Source organism: Dactylosporangium darangshiense (assembly GCF_039537565.1).
GTDB lineage: Bacteria > Actinomycetota > Actinomycetes > Mycobacteriales > Micromonosporaceae > Dactylosporangium > Dactylosporangium darangshiense.
In genome coordinates this window covers 287,458-308,801 of record NZ_BAABAT010000004.1, presented here as the reverse complement: position 1 = coordinate 308,801, position 21,344 = coordinate 287,458, and the positions used below count along the sequence as shown (strand labels likewise).

Annotated in this window: 25 protein-coding genes; 13 read left to right on the top strand and 12 right to left on the bottom strand. The window is 72.7% G+C overall.

Going from position 1 to position 21,344, the window contains the following annotated elements; genetic code table 11:
- Positions 1 to 26: 26 nt before the first annotated feature.
- From ABD901_RS11320 to ABD901_RS11305, 4 genes are all read left to right on the top strand, one after another.
- A complete protein-coding gene (locus ABD901_RS11320) occupies positions 27 to 452 on the top strand; it encodes a hypothetical protein (RefSeq protein ID WP_345124170.1) in 426 nt (141 codons plus the stop codon).
- A 144-nt stretch (positions 453 to 596) separates the two neighbouring features.
- Entirely contained in the window at positions 597 to 1,160 is a 564-nt protein-coding gene (locus ABD901_RS11315) for a D-alanyl-D-alanine carboxypeptidase family protein (RefSeq protein ID WP_345124167.1), read from the top strand.
- A 40-nt stretch (positions 1,161 to 1,200) separates the two neighbouring features.
- The gene (locus ABD901_RS11310; protein ID WP_345124165.1) at positions 1,201 to 2,190 is read left to right on the top strand and encodes a LacI family DNA-binding transcriptional regulator; all 990 of its coding nucleotides are present in this window, start codon (positions 1,201 to 1,203) and stop codon (positions 2,188 to 2,190) included.
- A gap of 29 nt (positions 2,191 to 2,219) precedes the next feature.
- A complete protein-coding gene (locus tag ABD901_RS11305) occupies positions 2,220 to 3,425 on the top strand; it encodes an MFS transporter (protein ID WP_345124163.1) in 1,206 nt (401 codons plus the stop codon).
- On the opposite strand, the gene ABD901_RS11300 is transcribed toward ABD901_RS11305, so the two are convergent.
- Together ABD901_RS11300 and rpsD are read right to left on the bottom strand one after the other, a co-directional pair.
- The gene (locus ABD901_RS11300; RefSeq protein WP_345124161.1) at positions 3,363 to 3,848 is read right to left on the bottom strand and encodes a universal stress protein; all 486 of its coding nucleotides are present in this window, start codon (positions 3,846 to 3,848) and stop codon (positions 3,363 to 3,365) included. The two genes, ABD901_RS11305 and ABD901_RS11300, sit on opposite strands and share 63 nt — an antisense overlap.
- 63 nt (positions 3,849 to 3,911) lie before the next feature.
- Positions 3,912 to 4,520 (bottom strand): 30S ribosomal protein S4, encoded by a 609-nt coding sequence (gene rpsD, locus ABD901_RS11295; protein WP_345124159.1) that lies wholly within the window; start codon positions 4,518 to 4,520, stop codon positions 3,912 to 3,914.
- Positions 4,521 to 4,563: 43 nt separating this feature from the next.
- On the opposite strand from rpsD, the gene ABD901_RS11290 reads away from it, so the two are divergent.
- Complete coding sequence (locus ABD901_RS11290) at positions 4,564 to 5,226, top strand: DUF2470 domain-containing protein (protein WP_345124157.1); 663 nt, start codon at positions 4,564 to 4,566, stop codon at positions 5,224 to 5,226.
- Positions 5,227 to 5,302: 76 nt separating this feature from the next.
- Here ABD901_RS11290 and ABD901_RS11285 read toward each other — a convergent pair whose 3' ends face one another.
- The 3 genes from ABD901_RS11285 to ABD901_RS11275 form a co-directional block, all read right to left on the bottom strand.
- Positions 5,303 to 6,682: a chitinase gene (locus tag ABD901_RS11285; protein ID WP_345124153.1), complete on the bottom strand. Its 1,380-nt coding sequence runs from the start codon at positions 6,680 to 6,682 to the stop codon at positions 5,303 to 5,305.
- Positions 6,683 to 6,809: 127 nt separating this feature from the next.
- Positions 6,810 to 7,310, bottom strand: a complete 501-nt coding sequence (locus ABD901_RS11280; RefSeq protein WP_345124150.1) for an endonuclease V — start codon at positions 7,308 to 7,310, stop codon at positions 6,810 to 6,812.
- 43 nt (positions 7,311 to 7,353) lie between these two features.
- Entirely contained in the window at positions 7,354 to 7,626 is a 273-nt protein-coding gene (locus tag ABD901_RS11275) for a helix-turn-helix domain-containing protein (protein WP_345124148.1), read from the bottom strand.
- Positions 7,627 to 7,662: 36 nt separating this feature from the next.
- Here ABD901_RS11275 and map point away from each other — a divergent pair, with 36 nt between their 5' ends.
- A complete protein-coding gene (gene map, locus ABD901_RS11270) occupies positions 7,663 to 8,430 on the top strand; it encodes a type I methionyl aminopeptidase (RefSeq protein WP_345124146.1) in 768 nt (255 codons plus the stop codon).
- A gap of 5 nt (positions 8,431 to 8,435) precedes the next feature.
- On the opposite strand, the gene ABD901_RS11265 is transcribed toward map, so the two are convergent.
- The 3 genes from ABD901_RS11265 to ABD901_RS11255 all read right to left on the bottom strand — a co-directional run bounded on the left by ABD901_RS11265 (position 8,436) and on the right by ABD901_RS11255 (position 9,947).
- The gene (locus ABD901_RS11265; RefSeq protein ID WP_345124144.1) at positions 8,436 to 9,020 is read right to left on the bottom strand and encodes a class I SAM-dependent methyltransferase; all 585 of its coding nucleotides are present in this window, start codon (positions 9,018 to 9,020) and stop codon (positions 8,436 to 8,438) included.
- 91 nt (positions 9,021 to 9,111) lie between these two features.
- The gene (locus ABD901_RS11260; RefSeq protein ID WP_345124142.1) at positions 9,112 to 9,480 is read right to left on the bottom strand and encodes a hypothetical protein; all 369 of its coding nucleotides are present in this window, start codon (positions 9,478 to 9,480) and stop codon (positions 9,112 to 9,114) included.
- 74 nt (positions 9,481 to 9,554) lie between these two features.
- A complete protein-coding gene (locus tag ABD901_RS11255; protein ID WP_345124140.1) occupies positions 9,555 to 9,947 on the bottom strand; it encodes a hypothetical protein in 393 nt (130 codons plus the stop codon).
- A 110-nt stretch (positions 9,948 to 10,057) separates the two neighbouring features.
- On the opposite strand from ABD901_RS11255, the gene ABD901_RS11250 reads away from it, so the two are divergent.
- Positions 10,058 to 10,459, top strand: a complete 402-nt coding sequence (locus ABD901_RS11250) for a nuclear transport factor 2 family protein (RefSeq protein WP_345124138.1) — start codon at positions 10,058 to 10,060, stop codon at positions 10,457 to 10,459.
- Positions 10,460 to 10,490: 31 nt separating this feature from the next.
- The gene (locus tag ABD901_RS11245; RefSeq protein WP_345124136.1) at positions 10,491 to 11,009 is read left to right on the top strand and encodes a DUF4240 domain-containing protein; all 519 of its coding nucleotides are present in this window, start codon (positions 10,491 to 10,493) and stop codon (positions 11,007 to 11,009) included.
- Between the two features lie 194 nt (positions 11,010 to 11,203).
- Here the strand turns inward: ABD901_RS11245 and ABD901_RS11240 are convergent, their stop codons facing one another.
- Positions 11,204 to 12,421, bottom strand: a complete 1,218-nt coding sequence (locus ABD901_RS11240) for a ricin-type beta-trefoil lectin domain protein (RefSeq protein WP_345124134.1) — start codon at positions 12,419 to 12,421, stop codon at positions 11,204 to 11,206.
- A gap of 244 nt (positions 12,422 to 12,665) precedes the next feature.
- Here ABD901_RS11240 and ABD901_RS11235 point away from each other — a divergent pair, with 244 nt between their 5' ends.
- From ABD901_RS11235 to ABD901_RS11220, 4 genes are all read left to right on the top strand, one after another.
- Positions 12,666 to 14,105, top strand: a complete 1,440-nt coding sequence (locus ABD901_RS11235) for a glycosyl hydrolase family 18 protein (protein WP_345124132.1) — start codon at positions 12,666 to 12,668, stop codon at positions 14,103 to 14,105.
- A gap of 72 nt (positions 14,106 to 14,177) precedes the next feature.
- Positions 14,178 to 14,990 (top strand): hypothetical protein, encoded by an 813-nt coding sequence (locus tag ABD901_RS11230; RefSeq protein WP_345124130.1) that lies wholly within the window; start codon positions 14,178 to 14,180, stop codon positions 14,988 to 14,990.
- Positions 14,987 to 16,144, top strand: coding sequence for an N-methyl-L-tryptophan oxidase (gene solA / locus ABD901_RS11225; protein ID WP_345124128.1), 1,158 nt, complete (start codon positions 14,987 to 14,989; stop codon positions 16,142 to 16,144). The genes ABD901_RS11230 and solA overlap by 4 nt, the downstream gene beginning before the upstream one ends.
- 57 nt (positions 16,145 to 16,201) lie before the next feature.
- Positions 16,202 to 17,617 carry a S28 family serine protease gene (locus tag ABD901_RS11220; protein WP_345124126.1) on the top strand — a complete coding sequence of 472 codons (1,416 nt, stop codon included), beginning with the start codon at positions 16,202 to 16,204 and terminating at the stop codon, positions 17,615 to 17,617.
- Between the two features lie 45 nt (positions 17,618 to 17,662).
- Here the strand turns inward: ABD901_RS11220 and ABD901_RS11215 are convergent, their stop codons facing one another.
- Genes ABD901_RS11215 through ABD901_RS11205 form a run of 3 tightly spaced genes read right to left on the bottom strand, consistent with a single transcriptional unit; the run spans position 17,663 to position 20,763 of the window.
- The gene (locus tag ABD901_RS11215; RefSeq protein WP_345124124.1) at positions 17,663 to 18,811 is read right to left on the bottom strand and encodes a carboxypeptidase-like regulatory domain-containing protein; all 1,149 of its coding nucleotides are present in this window, start codon (positions 18,809 to 18,811) and stop codon (positions 17,663 to 17,665) included.
- Positions 18,812 to 18,844: 33 nt separating this feature from the next.
- Entirely contained in the window at positions 18,845 to 19,660 is an 816-nt protein-coding gene (locus tag ABD901_RS11210) for a metallophosphoesterase family protein (protein WP_345124122.1), read from the bottom strand.
- Positions 19,661 to 19,692: 32 nt separating this feature from the next.
- Complete coding sequence (locus ABD901_RS11205; protein WP_345124120.1) at positions 19,693 to 20,763, bottom strand: Clp protease N-terminal domain-containing protein; 1,071 nt, start codon at positions 20,761 to 20,763, stop codon at positions 19,693 to 19,695.
- Between the two features lie 59 nt (positions 20,764 to 20,822).
- On the opposite strand from ABD901_RS11205, the gene ABD901_RS11200 reads away from it, so the two are divergent.
- Entirely contained in the window at positions 20,823 to 21,344 is a 522-nt protein-coding gene (locus ABD901_RS11200) for a SigE family RNA polymerase sigma factor (RefSeq protein WP_345124118.1), read from the top strand.

The window sequence follows — 21,344 nt, the reverse complement described above, 5'->3', positions numbered from 1 at the left end:
CCACGGTTGAAGGGGATACAGCGAAGATGAGCGACATCGACACCGGCTCGTACGACGGCGGCAACGACGTGGACTACGGTCACTACGAGGCGGGTCAGGAGCACGACGCTCTCGACCAGCTGCACCAGGCCCACGGCTCGGAGGCCGACTACAACAACCAGTACGGCGTGTACGAGAACGACCACCACGCCGCGGAGTCGACCGACTTCTCGCAGGGCCACCACGTCGAGTACGACCAGGCGCCCGCGGTCCACTACGAGTCGGACGACTACACGAACTACTCGCACGACGCGTCGGTCGACGACCACGTCTTCGCGGCCGAGGGCTCGGAGAACTCGCACCAGGCCGAGTTCGGTGAGCTCGACGCGCTGCAGCAGCGCTTCGACGCCAGCTTCGCGCAGGGCACCGAGTTCCACGGCGGCGACGCCGGCCTGGGCGTCGCGTCCAGCTGACCAAAGCTCTCCAACGGCCGGCACTCCGCATGGGGTGCCGGCCTTTCTTACGATCATCGCCATGCGGACGTGAGCGGCCGTACTTACGCGAGATAGGTAACGCGACTCAGGACCGCGGCACCCGCGACCGGCATCGTCCTTGGCATGCGGAAGCGGGACCAGGTGTACCGCCGGATCACCCGGATGCTCGCCGTCGTGCTCGTGCCGGTGGCCGGGCTCGTGGCGCCCGGGCGGGCCAGGCACACGGCGTGCCAGTGGGCGCTCGCGGCGCGCTTCCCGGCGGACAACCTCGGCGGGCTGCTCGGGCCGGCGCGGGCGGCGTTCGAGGCGGCGCGCACGGAGGCGTTATGGCGCGACGGAGAGCTGATCGGGCTGACCTCCGGATACCGCGACCCGCTGGAGCAGGCGCGGCTGTTCCAGCGCGCGGTGGCGCGGGAGGGGTCGGTCGCCGCGGCGAGCCGGCACGTGCTGCCGCCCTACGCGTCGCGGCACGTCGCCGGCACCGCACTCGACGTGCGGCCGACCGAGGGCGCGCGGTGGCTGGAGCGGCACGGCGGGCGGCATGGACTGTACCGGACCTATGACAACGAGTGGTGGCACTTCGAGTACCGCCCGGACGGCCGCCCGGTCCGGCTGCCGCACCCGGGCCTCAGCGGCCGCGCAGGTCCTCATGCCCGGACCACGCCGTGCACAGTGCCACAAGGTTGAACATGAGCCGGTCCTGATCAGCGCACCGTATGGTCGAGCGATGAGCCGGCCCACCATCGAGGACGTCGCGCGAGCGGCCGGGGTCTCGCGCGCCACCGTGTCGCGGGTGATCAACAACGAGCCGGGCGCGGCCCCGGCGGTGCGGGCGCGGGTGCACGAGGCGATCGCCGAGCTGGGCTACCGGCCGAACCAGACCGCGCGGGCGCTCGCCTCCGGGCGGCCGCGGGCCGTGGACGTCATCGCCGTCAGCCCCGTGACGGACGGCGGGTGGCTGGGCACGCACCCGTACTACAGCCGCGTCCTCGCCGGTGCCATGTCGGTGGCGGAGAGCGCCGGCCTCCAGCTGCGCGTGCATGCCATCAGGACCGACGGTGCGGGCGAGGCGCTCGACGCGGTCGCGGCCGAGGCGACCGTCGGCGCGCTGCTGGCCAACGTGACGCCGCCGCTCGCGGCCCGGTTCTACCGTCGCTGCCGGCGGGCGGTGTCGCTGGTGGCGACGGCGGAGGCGGTGCCGGCGTTCGAGGCGGACAACGCCGCCGGCACGTACGCCGCGATCGAGCACCTGCACGAGTTGGGGCGGCGGCGGATCGCGGCGGTGCACGGGCCCGAGGACAACACGTGCGCGATCGACCGGCGCGAGGGTTACCGGCGGGCGGTGCGCGATCTGGGCCTTCCGGAGATCAGCGACGGCGGCGACTTCCTGCGCGAGGACGGCTACGCCGCGGCCCGGCGGCTGCTCGAGCGGCGGCCGGACATCGACGCCATGTTCGTGGCCTGCGACCTGATGGGTGCCGGCGCGGTGCAGGCGATCACCGCGACCGGGCGGCGGGTGCCGCACGACGTCAGCGTCGTCGGCTTCGACGACAGCGTCGCCGCGGTCTGCGCCAACCCGCCGCTGACCACGATGCGGATGCCGGTCGAGGAGATGGCGGCCGAAGCGACGCGGCTGCTGCTGGAGGGTGCGCCGCCGGCCGGGCTGCGGCGGCGGTTCCCCGTGCACCTGGTACCGCGGGAGAGCACCTTTTCCTGAGAGCGCTCTCGCCCGTACCGTGCGCGCCTGTGACACCCCTCACTGCCGCCGCCCGGGCGACCTACCTGGTCTTCGCCGGCTGCGGGTTCCTGCTCGCCAGCTGGGTCGCCCGCATCCCGCAGCTGCGCGACCACCTCCACCTCGAACCGGCGCAGCTCGGCTGGGTGCTGCTCGGCGGCGCCGCCGGCTCGCTGGTGGCGCGACCGTTCTCCGGGCCGATCCTGGCCCGGCTCGGGCAGCGCCGGACGGTGGCGATCACCGGGGCGCTCGGCGGCGCCGGCGTCGTGGTGGCCGGGCTGGGCGACGTGGCCGGGCTATGGGTGCTCGTCGCCGGGCTGCTGACGATCGGCTTCACCGTCTCGGTGTGGGACGTCGCCATGAACGTCCAGGGCGCCGAGGTCGAGCGGCGGCTCGGCCGGTCGGTGATGCCGCGCTTCCACGCCGCGTTCGCCGCCGGCACCGTCGCCGGGGCGGGGCTGGCCGCCGGACTGGTCGCGCTGCGGGTGCCGGTGACGGTACACCTGAGCGCCGTCGCCCTCCTCGTGATCCTCGCCGTGCCGTGGGCCACCCGCGACTACCTCCCGGACGAGCCACACGACGAGGCGGCCGGGCGGCCCGCGAGCCCGCTGCGGGCCTGGCGCGAGCCGCGCACGCTGCTCATCGGGCTGTTCGTGCTCGCGTTCGCCTTCGGGGAGGGCGCCGCGGGCGACTGGATCGGCGTCGCGCTGATCGACGGGCACGGCGCGGCGGCGGCCGTCGGCAGCCTGGGGTACGCCATCTATCTGGCCGCGACCACGGCGGTGCGCTGGTTCGGCGCGGGCCTGCTGGACCGATACGGCCGGGTGGCCGTGCTGCGCGCGCTCGGCGGCGTCACGATCGCGGGGCTGCTGCTGTTCGTGTTCGGGCCCAACCTGGTCGTGGCGCTGGCCGGCGCGCTGCTGTGGGGCGTCGGCACCGCGTTCGGCTACCCGGTCGGGATGAGCGCCGGCGCGGACGATCCGCGCCACGCCGCCGCCCGCGTGACCGTCGTGTCGACGCTCGGCAAGGTCGCGTCGTTCGCCGGCCCACCGCTGATCGGGATGGTCGGCGACCACGTGACCGTGCTGCGCGCCCTGCTGGTCGTCGCGGCGCTGCAGGCAGTGGCCGTGCTCGTCGCCGGTGCGACCCGGCCGCTACGAGCCGTGCGGGCCGGTGACGACGACCGGGCAGGGAGCCCGAGCCACCAGGGCGCGTGAGGTGCTGCCCAGCAGGAACTCGGCGACCCGGCTGTGGCCGTGCGCGCCGACGACAAGGCCGGGGCTGTGCCGCTCGGTGGCCACGCGGATGAGCGTCGCGGCCACCGTGGCGTCCTCGGCGACGGCCAGGCCCGTCGCGTCGGCGTAGCCGGCCTCCCGCGCCAGCTGCGCGCCGCGCTGGGCGGTGATCTGCATGACCTCCTGCTCACGGGCCTCGGCCACGAGCGCGCCCCGGATGTCGAGCATGATCGGGGCGGGCTGCAGCCCCACGATCGGCGCGGTGGCGGCCGCGAAGGAGCGGCCCGCCTCCCACACGGTCACCACGAGGGCGGGATGGGTGCCCAGCAGGGCCGCCGAGTCGCGAATCGCGCGCTCCGCGGCGGGCGAACCGTCGAACCCGATGACGACCGGCGCGCTGTCCATGAAGGTCAACGTAGCCGCGCCGGGCCGCCGCGGAGCATGAGCCGACGGGTGGTCCGCCGCGCGTCAGCGGCTGTAGAACTCCACGATCAGCTGCTCGTCGCACAGCACCGGGACCTCCTGGCGCAGCGGCAGGCGGATCAGGCGGGTCTTCAGGCCGGCGAGGTCGGTGTCCAGGTAGGGCGCGGTGCGCTCGCCCGCGTGCGCGCCCGCGGCGGCGACGACGAACGGGGTCTTCGCCCGGCTGCGCTCGGCGATCTCGATGACGTCGCCCGGGCGCAGGCGGGCCGACGGGCGGTCGACGCGGCGGCCGTTGACGTTGACGTGCTGGTGGGTGACGACCTGGCGCGCCTGGTAGATCGTGCGGGCGAAGCCGGCCCGCAGGACCAGCGCGTCCAGGCGGGTCTCGAGGTCGGCGACGAGCTCCTCGCCGGTCTTGCCCGGGCGGCGCACGGCGCGCTCGAAGGCGGCCCGCAGCTGGTCCTCCCGGATGTTGTACTGCGCCTTGAGCCGCTGCTTCTCCAGCAGCCGCACCTTGTAGTCGCTGACCTTCGGCCGGCTCCGGCCGTGCTGGCCGGGCGGGAACGGGCGGCGCTCGAAGTACTTGACGTCCTTGGGGGTAAGCGCGATGCCCAGCGCGCGGGAACGGCGGACCTTGGGTCGTGACTGGTTCACAACTCTCCTTTCTACTAAGGTAAGCCTAACCTTAGGAGGTCGGATGTCAACGCTCCCCACCCCGGCCGAGCGGCTGCGCTCGCTGCTGGCCACCGCCGCCTCGCTGACCCTGCACGTGCCCGGGCGGCGCTGCGACCTGGTCGGCGCCCATCGGGTCGAGGCCGGTCGGATCTTTTTGGAGGTGCCGGATGTGGTACTCCATGAGCCCGACGTCGCCGCCGTCCTGGAGCTCACGGACGTGGCGCCGACCCCGGTGCGCTCGCGGGTGCGCGCCCGCGCGACCCTCGGCGGGTGGCTGAGCGCGACCGGCTCCAGGGAGATGGCGCTGGAGCTGGCCGAGGCGACGCTGCAGGACCCGGCGTACGGCGCGGACGCCGAGGTCGCGGTCGAGCCGGCCGACTTCGCCGCCGCGGCGCCCGATCCGCTGGCGCACGCCGAGGCCGACCTGCTGTGCCACCTGAGCTCGGCGCACCCGGACGCGGTCGAACGCCTGGCCCGGCTGATCCCGCCGCACCACCTGCACGGCGTGCGCCGGATCGTGCCCGTGCGGCTGGACCGCTACGGCGTGGTGCTGCGGCTGGAGTTCGCGGCGCGGGCGCGCGACGTGCGGCTGCCGTTCCTGACGCCGCTGGAGCGGCCGGAGGACACGGGCGAGCGGATGCAGGAGCTCTACGCGCGGGCGCGCTGCTGCCGCGGCGGGCATTAAGAAGGCCGCCGCCCGACTGACCTTCGGGCGGCGGCCTGTTCTTACCGGGTGTGTCTCAGCAGGCGCCAGTGTCGTTTCAGCAGGCTCCGTTGTCGGTCCAGACGTTCTGCCCGTTGTTGCCGGGGATGTCGCCCTGCGTCCACCACTTGGCGGTCCACTTGTGGCCGCCGTAGGAGACCGTCGCGCCGCCGTTGTAGGCCGTCGACGAGGACCAGGCGGGCGGGCAGGTCGGCGGCTGCGTGGTGCCGCCACCGCCGCAGGCGCCCTGGTCGACCCAGACGCTCGCGGTGCCGGGCGTCTCGCCCTGGGTCCACCACTGGGCCTTCCAGGTGTGGCCGTTGTACGACACGAGCGCGCCGCCGGTGTACGCGGTGCCGGACACCCAGGCCGGAGCGCTGCACGCGCCGGTCGACGGGGTCGGCGACTTCGAGGTCGGCGGGATGCTGGTGGGCGGCGTCGCGCCCGCGAAGCGCGCCGTGTACTTCGTGAACTCCCACGCCGTCTGCGGCACGCTGCTGCAGGTGCCCGACGTCGTGCTCTGGTTGGGGTCGGGGCACTGGCGGTCGCGGTTGACCGACCAGTACGTGTAGCGGGCCAGGTGGTGGCCGGTCGCGTAGTCGAGGACGGTCTGGAAGTCGGCCTGGCGGAAGTACTCGCCGGCGTCGCTGCGGCCGTTCATCATCGACACGCCCTCGTGGGCGTAGGCGGTGGCGCTGTCCCAGCCGAAGGTGTTCATCAGGATGCCGTGGAAGGCCTCCAGCGCGCTGGTCTGCGCCGACGCGCCGTTGAAGCCGCCGTCGAACGGCATGATCGAGTAGTTGTTCGGGGTGAAGCCGAGGCTCTTGGCGTCGTTGAGCATCTGCTGGCCGAACCAGCCGGTGCCGGCCGCGGTGCCCGCCGTGGTCACCGAGACGTACAGGCCCGGGTTGTTCTGCTGCAGGATCTGCGCGGCGCCGAGCTCGTTGTGCACGGCCGCGGCGTTCTCGTACTCCGGCTCCTCGAGGTCGAAGTCGATCGCCTTGAGCCCGTACTTCGTGACCACCTGCTGGTACGCGGCGGCGGTCGCGGCCGGGGTGCCGCAGGTCTGGCCGAGCTTGGTGCCGCCGTAGCCGCCGATGGAGACGCTGACGTCGCCGCCGTTGGAGCGGATGCGCGAGATGAGGTTGGCCGCCTCGGTGTCGGCGGAGACCGCGCGGGTGCCGTCCCAGGTCGGCGTACAGCCGCCGCCGTTGGGGGCGAGGATGAACGCGAGCTGGAAGGCCTTCTGCCCGGTCGCGTTCATGACCTCGATGGCGTCGGGCGGGCTGTTGTCGAACGGCATCAGGTACGGCGCGGAGGCGTACCAATTGCTGGTCAACGCGGCACTGGCGGACTGCGCGTTGATCACGCCGAGGGTCGTCGCGCCGATCGTGGCGGCGGCGGTCAGCGCGAGGGGGATCAGGGTTTTGCGTTTCATGGACCCCTCCACGAGCACTTGCGGACGTGGACGCTAACTGTTAACAAAGTTAAGCGTTGTGGAGGAAGGTACAACGTCATCGATGTCCCCGCAAGTACTCTTAAGGTCCCGCTCACGTACGCTCGCCCTACTGGCGGCCGCGGGCCAGCGCATCCACCCGGCGCAGGGCGTCGGGGAGGCGATACGCGCCGCTCATCGCGCGGACCCACTCGGCGGCGGTGGCCAGGGGCAGGCCGGCGGCGGTGACGAACAGCGGCTTCACGGCCTCGCCGCGCACCACCTCGACGGCGTGCGTCGCCGTGTGGAACGAGGTCTTCGCGACGCCGATGACCGGCAGGCCGAGGGCCTCGTGCACGTGCGCGCCCAGGCCGGGCCGCCCGCCGGGATCGAGGTCGACGTAGCCGTCCACGATCAGCAGCTCGACCGGGGCGGTGGCCGCGAGCACGGCGCGGATCGCGGGGAGCTCGCGCTTGTAGAAGCTGCCCGGCTCGTACGGCGCGACCTCGTCGAGCCAGCACACCCGTTCCTCCACAATGGACGGAAAGGTGGGCTCGGCGCCGACCACGAGCGCGGCGCGGCCGCCGCCGGTGTCGGGGTAGTGCACGTCGACGGCGCCGGTGCGGGTCATCCGACGAAGATAGCCAGTCGGGTCCAGGGCGGCGCGCCGCCGGCTACGCCACGCGGGTGCCGGCCTGCTTCTTGTCCTCGGCCACGGCCCCGGCGAGCTCGGTCAGGTCGAGCCCGAGCACCCGCGCGAGCGCCGCGACCGTGAAGAACGCCGGCGTCGCGATCGCGCCGCGCTCGATCTTGCGCAGCGTGTCGAGCGAGATCCCGGCCTCGAGCGCGACCGCCGCCGCGCTGCGCCCACCGCGCGCCTCCTGCAGCACGCGCCCCAGCACCAACCCGCGGTGCCGCTCGTCATCGGTCAGCGGGTTCCGCACCATGTGGACGATGATAATCCTGGTATTAGAATATCCGGCATGGTGGTACTGAAGAGTGCGTCGGAACTGGCGACGATGCGCGAGGCCGGTCGGGTCGTCGCGCAGACCCTCAAGGCGGTCGGCGACGCCGCCGCCCCCGGCGTGACCCTGCGCGAGCTGGACGACCTGGCCCGGGAGATGCTCGCCGCCAACGGCGCCAAGAGCTCGTTCCTGCACTACCACCCGTCGTTCGCCCCGATCCCGTATCCGGCGGTCCTGTGCCTGTCGGTCAACGAGGCGATCGTCCACGGCATCCCCGACGACCGCCGCCTGCAGCCCGGCGACCTGCTGTCGATCGACTTCGGCGCGCACATCGACGGCTACCACGGCGACTCCGCGGTGACCGTCGGCATCGGCGAGATCGACGCCGACGCACAGCGCCTCTCCGACACCTGCCGCGCCGCCCTGGACGCCGGCATCGCCGCCGCCCGCCCCGGCAACCGCCTCGGCGACATCTCGCACGCTGTGCAGACCGTCTGCCGAGCCGCCCGCTACGGCATGCCGACCGGCTACGGCGGCCACGGCGTCGGCACCGCCATGCACGAGGACCCGCACGTGCCCAACGAGGGCAAGCCGGGCCGCGGCCTGGCCCTGCGCCCGGGCCTGGTCCTGGCGATCGAGCCGATGGTCGTGGAGAGCGGCTCGGACCGCCACCGCCTGCAGCGCGACGGCTGGACGGTGTCGACGGTGGACGGCTCGCGGGCCGCGCACTGGGAGCACACGGTGGCCATCACCGACGACGGCCCGGTGATCCTGACCGCCCTCTAGGTTCTTCAGCGGCGGCTGGTGACCACGTAGCGCTCGTCCTGGATGGCCCGACCCCACAGCGCCGGGTCGTCCAGGACGGTCACGTCGGCCTCGCGCCGATGCCGCAGTACCGCGTGCCGCACCCGCTCTGCGGTGAGCCCGCCGCCGGTCGACCAGCGCCCTTCCACCAGCACCAGGCGCCCGCCCGGGCGCAGCAGCCGCACCCAGCGCCCGACCGCCGCATCCGGGTCGGGCAGCGCCCAGAGCACGTGCCGCACCAGCACGACGTCGAACTCCCCCGCCGCCCACGGCGGCGCGGCCGCGTCGCCCACCTCGAAACGCGCGTCGACACCGGCGGCCGCGGCCTTGGCCCGCGCGGCCTCGACCATCCGCGGCGCGAGGTCGAGCCCGGCCACCTCGTAGCCGGCCTCGGCGAGCAGCACCGAGAGGCTCCCGGTCCCGCTGCCGAGGTCGGCCACCCGCGCGGGCGCGGCCGGCAGCAGGGGCAGCAGCGCGTCGCCCCAGGCCGCGCGGACGGCGGGGTCGAGGAGCCCGTGGTCGGGCTCATCGTCGAAGGTGTCCGCCTGTTCGTCCCAGTAGGTCCCCGTCACGGCCCCGATTCTGCGGCAGCGCGGCGGCGCGGCCGGACCCAGACCCCCGTGGCGTCGAAGGTCCATGCCGAAGTCCGCCGCGGACTCCACCTCAGCTCATCACCCAGACGTACGGCGGGACCCGGTCGACGTTCTGGCCGGCGCGATACCCGGCCACGACCAGGACGCGCTCGATCGCCTCGCACATCGCGAATCGGGTCCGCCCGTCGAGCTGGACGTCGGCATCGGTGAGCCGCTCGTCCCCGGCGACGGCGCCCGCGCGCGCCTGCAGCGCCGGCGAGCACTCCCACCGCACGCAGACCACGCCGCCGCGGGTCTCGTTGATGAAGACGTGCGCACCGGCCGGCCCGGAGGGCTCGCCGGCATCGGGCCCACTACCGGGGAAGACCGCTTCGAGCCCGACCTCCCGGAGCACATCGACCACCTGCCGCGCGAGCGCGGCCGCGTCCAGTTCCCCCATCGCACCGATGGTAGGCGGAAACGCCGAACGGCCGGCACCCGTGCGGGGGTGCCGGCCGTTCGAAAGGTCCTGGGTCAGTTGGAGGCCACGCCGAGGCCGGCGTCGCCGCCGTGGAACTCGGTGCCCTGCGCGAAGCTGGCGTCGAAGCGCTGCTGCAGCGCGTCGAGCTCACCGAACTCGGCCTGGTGCGAGTTCTCCGAGCCCTCGGCCGCGAACACGTGGTCGTCGACCGACGCGTCGTGCGAGTAGTTCGTGTAGTCGTCCGACTCGTAGTGGACCGCGGGCGCCTGGTCGTACTCGACGTGGTGGCCCTGCGAGAAGTCGGTGGACTCGGCCGCGTGGTGGTCGTTCTCGTACACCCCGAACTGGCTGTTGTAGTCCGCTTCCGAACCCTCCGCCTGGTGCAGCTGGTCCAGACCGTCGTGCTCCTGGCCCGACTCGAAGTGGCCGTAGTCGACGTCGCTCATGCCTATGTCTCCCTGGTGGTATCGCTCGCTGTTGAGAAGAAATCTACGGGCCCCCAGATCAAGACGAATCCCGGAAACGTGCCACCCCGGTGTGCACTACGGTGGGAGCCGTGGCGCTGAGCATGGACGACCGGATCGCCATCACCGACCTGATCAACGAGCACGGCCACCTGACGGACCGCGGAGACTACGACGGGCTGGCGAGCCTGTTCACGCAGGACGTGCTCTACGACGTGTCGGCGTTCGGCGGCGGCGTGCTCGCCGGCCTGGCGGCGATCCGCGAAGCCGCCCTGGCCCTCGGCGACGCCAACCCGGTCGCACACCACGTGACCAACATCGTGCTGCGCGAGACGGCGGACGGCATCGTCCACGCGCAGTCCAAGGGCCTGGGCATCATGGCGGACGGCTCGGCGGGCAGCGTCACCTACGAGGACACCGTCGAGCGCACGCCGGCCGGCTGGCGCATCACCCACCGCGTCGTCCACCCCCGCCGCAAGCCCCTGCGGTCCTGAACCGCGGTGATCCAACCACTACGCTGTTCGCGTGGTGGCGACGAAGGCCGATGAGGCGCGCTTCTGGGGACTGATCGAGTCGGCGTGGGCGGCGTGCGGGCCGGAGGCGGCGCTCGCCCGGCGCTCGCTGCTGGCGCGCGGCCCGGAGACGGCCGAGTTCGACCGGTACGCGCTCGACAACTGGCTGGACGATTTCATCAAGCACCTCGAGGAGCTCTGCGCCGGCATGTCGGGCGCGGAGCTGACCGACCTGGACCGCGTGCTCGAGCGGAAGCTGTACGACATCGACCGGGAAGAGATCCACGAGTACACCGACGGATCGGACGACGGGTTCCTGTACTGCCGCGGCTTCATCGTCGCCGCCGGGCGCGAGTTCTACGACGCCGTCGATGCGGACCCGTCGATGGCGATCGACGACGCCGAGTGCGAGGCGATGTGCTACTTCTTCGCCCACCTGCACGACGAGCGCTTCGGAGGCTACCCGGACACCGGCTCGGGCATCTCCCGCGAGTCGGTGCGCAACACCGCGCACTGGGAGGGGCGGGCGTGACCTCGACGCGGCGGCCACGAGGTCTCCGGTAGCAGTTCCGCGCGACCGCTGAACCACATACCGGAGACCTCTTCAGCTAACTGTCACCGCCTCGCCGAGACCCTCTTACGCACAGCGAACGCCGCTGCAGGTCTTGAGGGGGTGTGGGTGGAGCGAAGCTCCCCCACCGCGAGCGCAAGAAGCAATTGACACACTCAGACCTTCGTCCACTTCTGGTTGGCGCCGCCGGTGCAGTCCCAGAGTTGCAGCTGGGAGCCGTTGGCGGTGCCGTGGCCGGCGACGTCGACGCACTTGTTGGCGTTGGTGTTCACCAGGTCGCCGGCGGCGCTGAGCGTGAAGCGCTGCGCGGCGGTGCCGTTGCACGTGTAGAGCTGGACCGCCGTGCCGTTCGCGGTGCCGGCCGCCGCGGCGTCCATGCACTTGCCGAGCGCGCGGACGGTGCCGTCCGTGCCGATCGTCCACTGCTGCGCCGCGGTGCCGTTGCAGTCGTACACCTGCAGCCGGCCGCCGTCGGCCGGGTTGGCGCCGGGCACGTCGATGCAGCGGCCGCTCTCGTTGCCGCGCAGTGCGCTGGTGCTGCCGGGCGGCGGGGTCGTCGACGACGTGCTGACGTGGACGTAGTCGACCAGCATGCGGTTGACCGACGGCGTGCTGCCGTCCGGGCTGCCGGGGAAGCTTCCGCCGACGGCCAGGTTGAGGATGATGAAGAACGGGTGGTCGAACACCCACTGGTTGCCGCGGATGCTCGCCGGGGTCGCGCGGAAGTACTCCGAGCCGTCGATCGTCCAGATGATGAGGTTCGGCGACCAGTCGACCGCGAACGCGTGGTAGGCGTTGCCGAGCGCCTGGCCGATGTTGCGGGTGCCGCCTACCGCGTTGCCGCCGGAGTAGCCGGGGCCGTGGATCGTGCCGTAGACGGTGTTGGGGTCGCGGCCGACGTTCTCCATGATGTCGATCTCGCCGCCGTTGGGCCACGTGCCGCCGCCGAGCATCCAGAAGGCCGGCCAGAGCCCGGCGCCCTTCGGCACCTGGATGCGGGCCTCGATGTGCCCGTACGCCTGCGTGAACTTCCCGGCGGTCTGGATGCGCCCGGACGTCCACTGGCACGTGCCGTACCAGCAGCTGTGCCCGCCACTCTCCCGCCGGGCCTCGATCACCAGGTGGCCCTGCCCGTCCTGGTACACGTTGCTGGTGCCGCTGTTGTAGTACTCCAGCTCCGAGTTGCCGAAGCCGCCGCCGCCCGTGTCGAAGTTCCACTTCGACGAGTCGACGCCCTGCCCGGCCGCGCCGCTGAAGTCCTCGTTCCACACGACCGCGGCCTGCGCCGCGCTCTGCGCGGTCACGAGCACCAGCCCGGTCGCGAACATCGAGGCGACCACCGCGGCGGTGGCCAACGATCTGAGTCTTCGCACCTTGCTACACCTCCTGGGCGGAAGCCGCGCGGACCGGTCGGGCAGGTCCGGCGGCCGAGGAAGGATCTGTGAGGTTAGTTAACAGATCTACCGGAGGCTATGCGGAGCGGCGAAGGCAGTCAATACAGGACTTAAATTAAGACCGGTTGACAGTTAATAGTTAACTTTCCTATCGTATCGGCACTCGTCGTCGGCCGTACCGCCCAGACCACGCGCCGGCGACCCCACCCGAAGGAGTGCCGACATGTCCTCCCAACCGGAGTCCGGGGCCCCCAGGTCCGGACGTCACCGGGCGCGCCGCTCGGCCTTCGCCGCCGCGGCCGTCGCGGCGGCCACCGCTGCCGCGGGCGCGGCCGTCGCCCTCGCGGTCCAGCCGGCCGCGGACGCCGCCGTGCTGCCCAACAACTTCAAGAGCATCGGCTACATGCCGTCGTGGGCCGGCAGCGCCAACGCCATCCAGTACAGCAAGCTGACCCACATCAACTACGCGTTCGTCCTGCCCAACAGCAACGGCAGCCTGCAGGGGCTGGACAACCCGTCGAAGCTGCAGTCGATCGTCTCGCTCGGCCACGCCGCCAACACCAAGGTGTCGATCTCGATCGGCGGCTGGAACGACGGCAACGACTCCGCCTTCGAGGCCCTCGCCGGCAACGCCACCGCCCGCACCGCGTTCGTCAACAACGTCGTCAACCTGATCAACCAGTACAACCTCGACGGCGTCGACATCGACTGGGAGTACCCCGACCCGGGCACCTCCGGCAACAACTACACGGCGCTGATGTCGCAGCTGAGCACCGCGATGCACAGCCGCGGCAAGCTGCTCACCGCCGCCGTGGTCTCCGAGGGCGGCACCGCCGACGGCGTGCAACCGGCCGTCTTCGGCTACGTCGACTGGCTCAACATCATGACCTACGACGGCGGCAGCCCCCACGCGAACTACGACTGGTCCGTCAACGCCGTCAACTTCTGGAAGGGCCGCGGCCTGCCGGCCAGCAAGGCCGTCATCGGCGTGCCGATCTACTCCCGCCCCAGCTACCTGACCTTCGCCGACCTGGTCTCGCGTGACCCGGCCAACGCCAACCGCGACTGCACCACGATCAACGGCGTCAACGAGTGCTACAACGGCCTGACCACGGTGCGCCGCAAGACCCAGTGGGCCATGGCCAACGGCGGCGGCATCATGTTCTGGGAGCTCTCGCAGGACGCGACCGGCAACAACTCGCTGATCAACGCGGCCTACACGACGGCCACCGGCGGCACCCCGCCGACCTCGCAGCCGCCGACCACCCCGCCGTCCGGGCGCACCGGGCGCATCACCGGCCTGGCCGGCAAGTGCGTCGACGTCGCCGCGGCCTCCACCGCCAACGGCGCGGCGATCCAGCTGTACACCTGCAACGGCACCACCGCCCAGAACTGGACGGTGGCGTCGGACGGCACGCTGCGGGCCCTGGGCAAGTGCATGGACATCACCTCGGCCGGCACCGCCAACGGCACCAAGATCCAGCTGTGGGACTGCAACGGCACCGGCGCGCAGGTCTGGCAGTACAACACCGCCAACAGCACGCTGCGCAACCCGACGTCGAACAAGTGCCTCGACGTGACCGACAACAGCTCCGCCGACGGCGCACGCCTGCAGATCTGGGACTGCTTCGCCGGCGCGAACCAGCGCTGGACGCTGCCCTAGCTCGCACCCCGACGGCCGGCGCCTCCGTACAAGGGGGTGCCGGCCGTTCGCGTCTCGGCGTATCTTCTCGCCATGCATCGGGGGTACCGCATCATCACCGCGCTCGTCGTGGTGCTGTTCACCGCGGGCTGCTGGGGCGAGCAGAAGCCCGCAGCCGCGCCATCGTCGTCATCGGTGGCGAAGCCCGCTTCGACGGGCAACACGCCGGACGGCCCGATCGACGCCGAGGTCGCGGTGCGCGAGCTCCAGCAGGTCGCGCTGAAGACCGTGCCGCAAACGGCGGCGGCGAAGAGCTACCTCTACCGGCGCTCCGAGATCCACGAGGGCGACCGCACGAGCGAGCTCGAGGAATGGTTCGAGATCCAGGGCCTGGTCCCGGTCAAGATCCGCGAGAACGGCAAGGACTTCGAAAGCCGGCCCAGCCTGGCCGAGACCGCCGAGTCGATGCGGGCGGCGCTCGCTCGCGAAGGGCCGAGCGCCGAGCGCCCGACGCCCGAGTGGCTGGAGGGGCTGCCGGGCGACATCCCCGGGCTGGCCGGAGTCCTGGCGCCGAAGACGGGGCCACGGTCGCCGGCCGCGATCGCCTGGGACCTGTTCTCCAGGGCGGACCCGCTGCTGCCGGGGAAGGCCCGGTCGGGGCTGATCAAGCTCATCGCCACCGTGCCGGGGCTGAGCGCGTCCCAGCTGACCACCGGCGGACACCGGAACTACGCGCTGCGCTACACCGACCAGGGTGCCACCTACGTGCTGTACTTCGACGCGCTCACCGCGCGAGCGGCAGGCGAGGGCTCGATCCAGTCCGCCTCCGAGCCGCTGCCGTCGGGCGGGCCGCAGCCGGACAGCACGCGGCTGTGGACCTTCCAGATCCGGGCATCGCTGACGTGAGCGATGCGACCTACGACGTGATCGTGGCCGGGCTGGGCGGCATGGGCGGCTCGGCCGCGTATCACCTGGCCGCCCGCGGTCAGCGGGTCCTCGGCCTGGAGCGGTTCGGGCCCGCGCACGACCGCGGCGCCAGCCACGGCGGCTCGCGGATCACCCGGCAGTCGTACTTCGAGGACCCGGCCTACGTGCCGCTGCTGCTGCACGCCTACGAGCTGTGGGAGCGGCTCGAGCGCGACTCCGGCCGCGACCTGATGACCCTCACCGGCGGCCTGCTGATGGGCGCGCCGGACTCGCTGACCGTCTCCGGCAGCCGGCGCAGCGCCGAACAGTGGGGCCTGGCGCACGAGATGCTCGACGCCACCGAGATCCGCCGGCGCTTCCCGGTGTTCCGGCCCGCGCCCGGCGACGTCGCGCTCTACGAGGCCAAGGCGGGGCTGCTGCGCCCGGAGGCCGCGGTGGAGGCGAACCTCGCCCTGGCCGCCGGGCACGGCGCGCAGCTGCGCTTCCACGAGCCGGTCGAGTCGTGGACGGCGGATGACGGCGGCGTCACCGTGCGCACCGCAGCCGGCACCTACACCGCCGGCGCCCTCGTCGTGTGCCCGGGCGCGTGGGCGCCGCAGCTGCTCGCCGACCTCGGGGTGCCGCTGGTCGTCGAGCGGCAGGTGCAGTTCTGGTTCGAGCCGGTGGGCGGGATCGAGCCGTTCCGGCCCGAGGTCCAGCCGATCTTCATCTGGGAGGGGCCGCCGGGGACGCAGGTCTACGGGTTCCCGGCGCTCGACGGGCCCGGCGGCGGGATCAAGGTCTCGTTCTTCCGCCGTGGCGAGGTCACCACGCCGGAGACCATCGACCGCAGCATCCGCGCCGAGGAGATCGAGTTCGTCGCCGCGCACCTGGCCACCCGCGTGCCGGCCGCGGCCGGGCGCTTCCTGCGCGGCAAGACCTGCATGTACACCAACACCCCCGACGAGCACTTCGTGATCGGACGCCATCCGCGGCACGAGCGGGTCACCGTGGCCTGCGGGTTCTCCGGGCACGGGTTCAAGTTCGTGCCGGTCGTCGGCGAGATCCTGGCCGACCTGGCGCTGGACGGGACCACCGCACACCCGGTGACACTCTTCGATCCGACGAGGGTCAGAGCGCGGGGTCGGGACTGACCGATCGCCGGTAGCTTCCATCGAGACATGCGAACATCTCGATGGGGAGGTACTCGCATGATCCGACTCCGAAGAGCGCTGATGGCGGTCGCGCTGATGGCCGGCCTGGTCGGCGCCGTCGGGGTGGCCGGGCCCGCGGCGGCGGCCGAGACCGACATCAAGGATCGGCTGGAGGCTGTGCCGGGCGTGACCGTGCTCGAGGAGCAGCCGGTCGTGGCGCCCTACCGGTTCTTCATCCTGAGCATCACGCAGCCCGTCGACCACCTGAACCCGCGCGGCCGCACCTTCGAGCAGCGCTTCACGCTGCTGCACCGCGGCACCGACCGGCCGATGGTGCTGCACACGACCGGGTACAACGTGCCGGAGTACGCCTTCCGGTCGGAGCCCACCCGGCTCGTCGATGGCAACCAGATCTCGGTCGAGCAGCGGTTCTTCACGCCGTCGCGGCCCGACCCGGCCGACTGGGACCGGCAGATGACGATCTGGCAGGCCGCCACCGACCACCACCGCATCGTGCAGGCGCTCGAGCGGATCTACTCGAAGGAGTGGATCTCGACGGGCGACAGCAAGGGCGGCATGACGTCGGTGTACCACCGCCGCTTCTACCCCGACGACGTCAACGGCACGGTCGCCTACGTCGCGCCCCAGGACGTCGTCAACAACGAGGACTCCGCCTACGACCGGTTCTTCACCAAGGTCGGCACCGCGCAGTGCCGCGCGGCGCTGGACGGCGTCCAGATCGAGGCGCTGAAGCGGCGGGCCGAGTTCGACGCGCGGTACCAGGCCTGGGCCACCGAGAACGAGCGCACGTTCGGCATCGTCGGCTCGGTCGACCGGGCCTTCGAGTTCATGGTCAACGGCACGACCTGGGCGTTCTGGCAGTACAGCGCCGAGAGCGAGTGCGCGGGCGTCCCGCCCGCGAGCGCGTCCAGCGACGACATCTGGGCATGGCTCGACGCCGTCTACGGCCTGGACTCGAACACCGACCAGGGCATCGAGGGGTTCATCCCCTACTACTTCCAGGCGTCCTACCAGCTCGGGTACCCCGAGATCACGCTGCCCCACCTGGCCCGCCTGCAGCACTACCGCGGCCAGGACCGGGCGCAGTCCTACATCCCCCGCGACCTGGTGCCGCGCTTCCGGCCGCTGGCGATGCTCGACATCGACGCGTGGGTGAAGTTCTCCGGCAAGCGCCTGCTGTTCGTGTACGGCGGCAACGACCCCTGGGGCGCGGAGCCGTTCCGCCTCGGCCCCGGCACGCGGGACTCGCTGTGGTACGTGGCGGCCGGCGCCAACCACGGCGCGAACATCGGCCTGCTGAAGCCCGACGAGACCGCCACCGCGACGGCGGCGGTGCAGCGCTGGGCCGGCGTCACGGCACCGGCGGCCTCGCTGTCGGCCTCGGGCGCGCCGGTGTACATCCCGTCGCTCGACGACCACAACCTGGCCCTCGACCGGCAGTTCAACCGCTGAGCACACCGGGGGCCGGGGTTCGGCAAACCCCGGCCGCCGGTTCGTTCACGTGACGGTGATGTTCACCGTCAGCGTCTTGTTGTTGCGCACCTGGTACGTCGTCGCGGAGGCGAGGTCGGCGCCACCGGCCCAGCCGCGGCGCCCGTCGGCCAGGACGTACCACAGCTTGACCGGCTGCGGCGCGATCAGCGCGATCGTGTAGGGCGTGCCGTCAGGGGTGCCGCTGCCGAACTGCACCGCCTCGCCGGAGACCGCATCGAAGGCGTACACGCTCGCGTCGAGCGGGTTGCCAGCGGCGTCGCGGACGGCCCCGGTGAGCGTGCCGCCGGCGGTGCTGCGCAGCTTGATGTTCGCGGCGACGCTCCGGCCGGGCCGGACGGTCACGGCGGTCGCCTCGTGGCGGTTCACCGCGTTGCCCGACCAGCGCCACTGGTAGTTGCGCTGCACGAACTGCACCGGCCACGCGTAGGGGCCGAGGCCGGCGAGGCTGTAGGTGCCGTCGGCGCCGGTGACGGCCGGGCAGCCGTCGCCCGACGACCACGGCGGCTGCGCGGCGATCCAGACGCAGGTGTACTGCACCCGCGTGCCCCGGATGGTGAACTCGAGCTTGTAGGCGGACGGGGGCAGCGCGACGGAGAACGACCCGTCGGCGGCGACGTCCTTGCCGCCGACCCAGTTGTAGCCCTCGGCGGTGAAGACGCTGAGGCGGGCCGGCACCGGCGCGCCGTCCCGGCCCAGCAGGGTGCCGGCGATCGCGCCCGTCCGGACCACCTGGTCGTCGGCGACGACCGTGGCGCCCTCGGCCACCGCGAAGTGCGTGGCGTCGGCCGGGACGAACTTCTGGTGGAGGTACTGCGTGAAGATCTCGCCCTGGGGCTGGAACGACACCGTGTAGTCGTTGGCGGGCAGGCCGGCGATCGTGTATGCCCCGGAGGCGTCGCTCATCGCCGACGAGGTCGTGCTCCAGTCGGCCGCCCGGGCCGTGACGAACGCGTTGGCGGCGGGGTTGCCGGCGGCGTCGGTCAGGTGCCCGGTGATGGTGCCGCCGGTCGCGGCCGCGGCCGAGCCGGCGGGCACGGCCGCGATCGCCGCGACGGTGGCCGTCAGCGCTGCATACAGCAGCGGACGGCGCAGGGCATGCTTGCGCAAGATGCGCTCCCGTTGGGTGGTTTGGGGATCGACGGCATCGATCATGCCCGAGATCCCCGGTCCCGTGGGGGCGGCCGGCTACGCGCCGGGGAACACCGGGCGGAGGCGCCCGGGCGGGTCCGAGCGCTTGCGCCACTCGCGGGGGTAGCCGACCGAGACCTCCTCGTGGCGGATCCCGTCGTGCCACGTCGTGCGCGGGATGTGCAGGTGGCCGTAGACGACCGCCTCCGCGCGGTAGCGCACCGGCCACCCGGCCGTGCGGGTGGTGCCGCACCAGAGCGCGAACTCGGGGTACCACAGGATGTCCGTCGGCTCCCGGACCAGCGGGAAGTGGTTGACCAGCACCGTCGGCCCGCCGACGGCGGCCAGGCGCCGCTCCGTGGCCTCGACCCGCGCGTGGCACCACTCGGCGCGGCCCGGGTAGGGGTCGTGGTGCAGCAGGACCTCGTCGGTGCCGACCACGCCGGCGGCGTGCGCCATGGCCAGGGCCTGCTCGGTCGAGGCGGCGCCCTTCGGCCAGAACGAGTAGTCGTAGAGCACGAGCAGCGGCGCGATCGCCACGCGGTCCTGCCACATCGCATACGGGTCCTCGGGCGTGAGGACGCCCATGGACCGGCAGGCCTCGACGAGCAGGTCGTACCTGGCCACGCCGCGCGCCTGCTCCGGGTCGTTGGCCGGGGTCCACAGCTCGTGGTTGCCGGGCGCCCAGATCACCTTGGCGAAGCGGCCGGCGAGCGTGCGCAGCGCCCACGTGACGTCGGCGAAGCGCTCGGCCACGTCGCCGGCCACGATGAGCCAGTCGTCGTCGTGCGTCGGGCGCATCTGCTCGACGATCGCCCGGTTCTCGTCGTAACCGACATGGAGGTCGCTGATGGCCAGCAGTCGCCCGCTCACCGTCGAAGCCTATGCGAACCGGTGCGGTGCGGTCACGGCGCCAGCTCGCGGCCCAGGCGCATCGCGAGCGCGGCCGGATCGACGCCGCATCCGCGCAGCATCCGGGCGCCGGGGCTCTCGCCGTCGGCGGCGATCGCGTAGAGCAGGTGCGACGTGCCGACGGCCCGCTGACCGAGGTCGCTGGCCAGGCGCGCCGCGTCGGTGCTGACCTTCAGCAGGCCGGCCGCGTACGCCGGGCTCTCCCGGTCGGGCCGCCACGTCCGGTCGCCGCGCGGCGGGTCGGCCGGCTCGCTCTCGAGGTCCATGGCGAAGTCCTTGACCTCGGGGTAGCCGACCCGGAACTCGGCGAGGGCGCGCGCGGCGGCGTTGGCGGCCGCGACCGGCTCGGCCATCCGCGCGCCGACGTGCGCCATCGCGTGGTCGAGCGCGCAGATCGCCATCACCAGGTGCGCCGGCCCGACCAGCGCGCAGCCGCCGCGCACCGCCTGCCGGGTCGCCTCGAGCCGCAGCGCGGGCTCCAGCGCGCCGGCGACCCGCACCCGGCCCGGCCCCGGGTCCTCGGGACCGAGGACCAGCCCGGACCGGGCGAGCGTCTCGAGGCAGGCGTGCGCGTCCGGGGTGCCGTCGGCGAGGAACTCCTCGTCGGGGCGCAAGTGGAAGCGGCGGACGAACTCCATCCACTCGCCGGGTGAGTCGCACTCGGCCAGCAGCGAGCGCAGGAACAGCTTGAAGCCGACGTAGCGGATCTCGCCCTCGCCGGCCGCCGCGAGCGCCCGGCCCAGCGCCACCCGGACCCGCTCGTCCCACTCGGGCACCGGGTCGGCGGCCCGCCGGCGCAGCCGCCCACGCGCCCGCCAGGAGCCCAGCCGCAGGGTGGCGTCGACCTCGTCCTCGGCCTCGTCGGGCACGTCCTCGCCCGACGCGCCGAAGCCGGGCGCGACCTCCCACCGGATGTCCCCCGCGCGCAGCCACGACAGCAGCACGTTCGCCAGCAGCTCGGCGCTCACCACCCGGGCGCCGGCCGCGCCGGCCCGGAAGCCCGCCTCCGACAGCCCGAGCACGATCTCGGCCGAGGCCACGACCCCCCGCTCCGCAACGCCCACCGCACCACCGTATTCGGTGCCGACCCAACCGAATCCGGCGGCCGCGCCGTATTCAATGTGTGAGGAACCGGCGCCAGGCGCACGACGACGACTTCGCGGCGTACTACAACGCCCGCGCCCGCCGGCTGCGCACCACGGCCTACCTGCTGTGCGGGGACTGGCACCTGGCGCAGGACCTCACGCAGCTCACCTTCACGAAGCTGTACCGCGTCTGGCGCCGCGTCGAGCGCCAGGGCCCGGTCGACGCCTTCGCCCACCGCGTGCTCCTGCGCGCGTTCCTGGACGAGCGGCGCCGGCCGTGGCACCGGGAGATCCCCGCACCGGTGCTCGCGGACGGGGAAGCCGCGGCGCCGCACACCGACGACGGCGTGGTGCTGCGGGCCGCGCTGGCCGCGCTCCCCCGCCGCCAGCGCGCGGTGCTGGTGCTGCGGTTCTGGGCCGACCTGTCGGTGGAGCAGACGGCCGCGGCCCTGGACTGCGCGCCCGGCACCGTCAAGAGCCAGACCTCCGACGCACTGGCCAACCTGCGCCGCACGCTCGGCGCCGCCCTGGACGACCTCAGACCGAACCGGAAGGCGTGA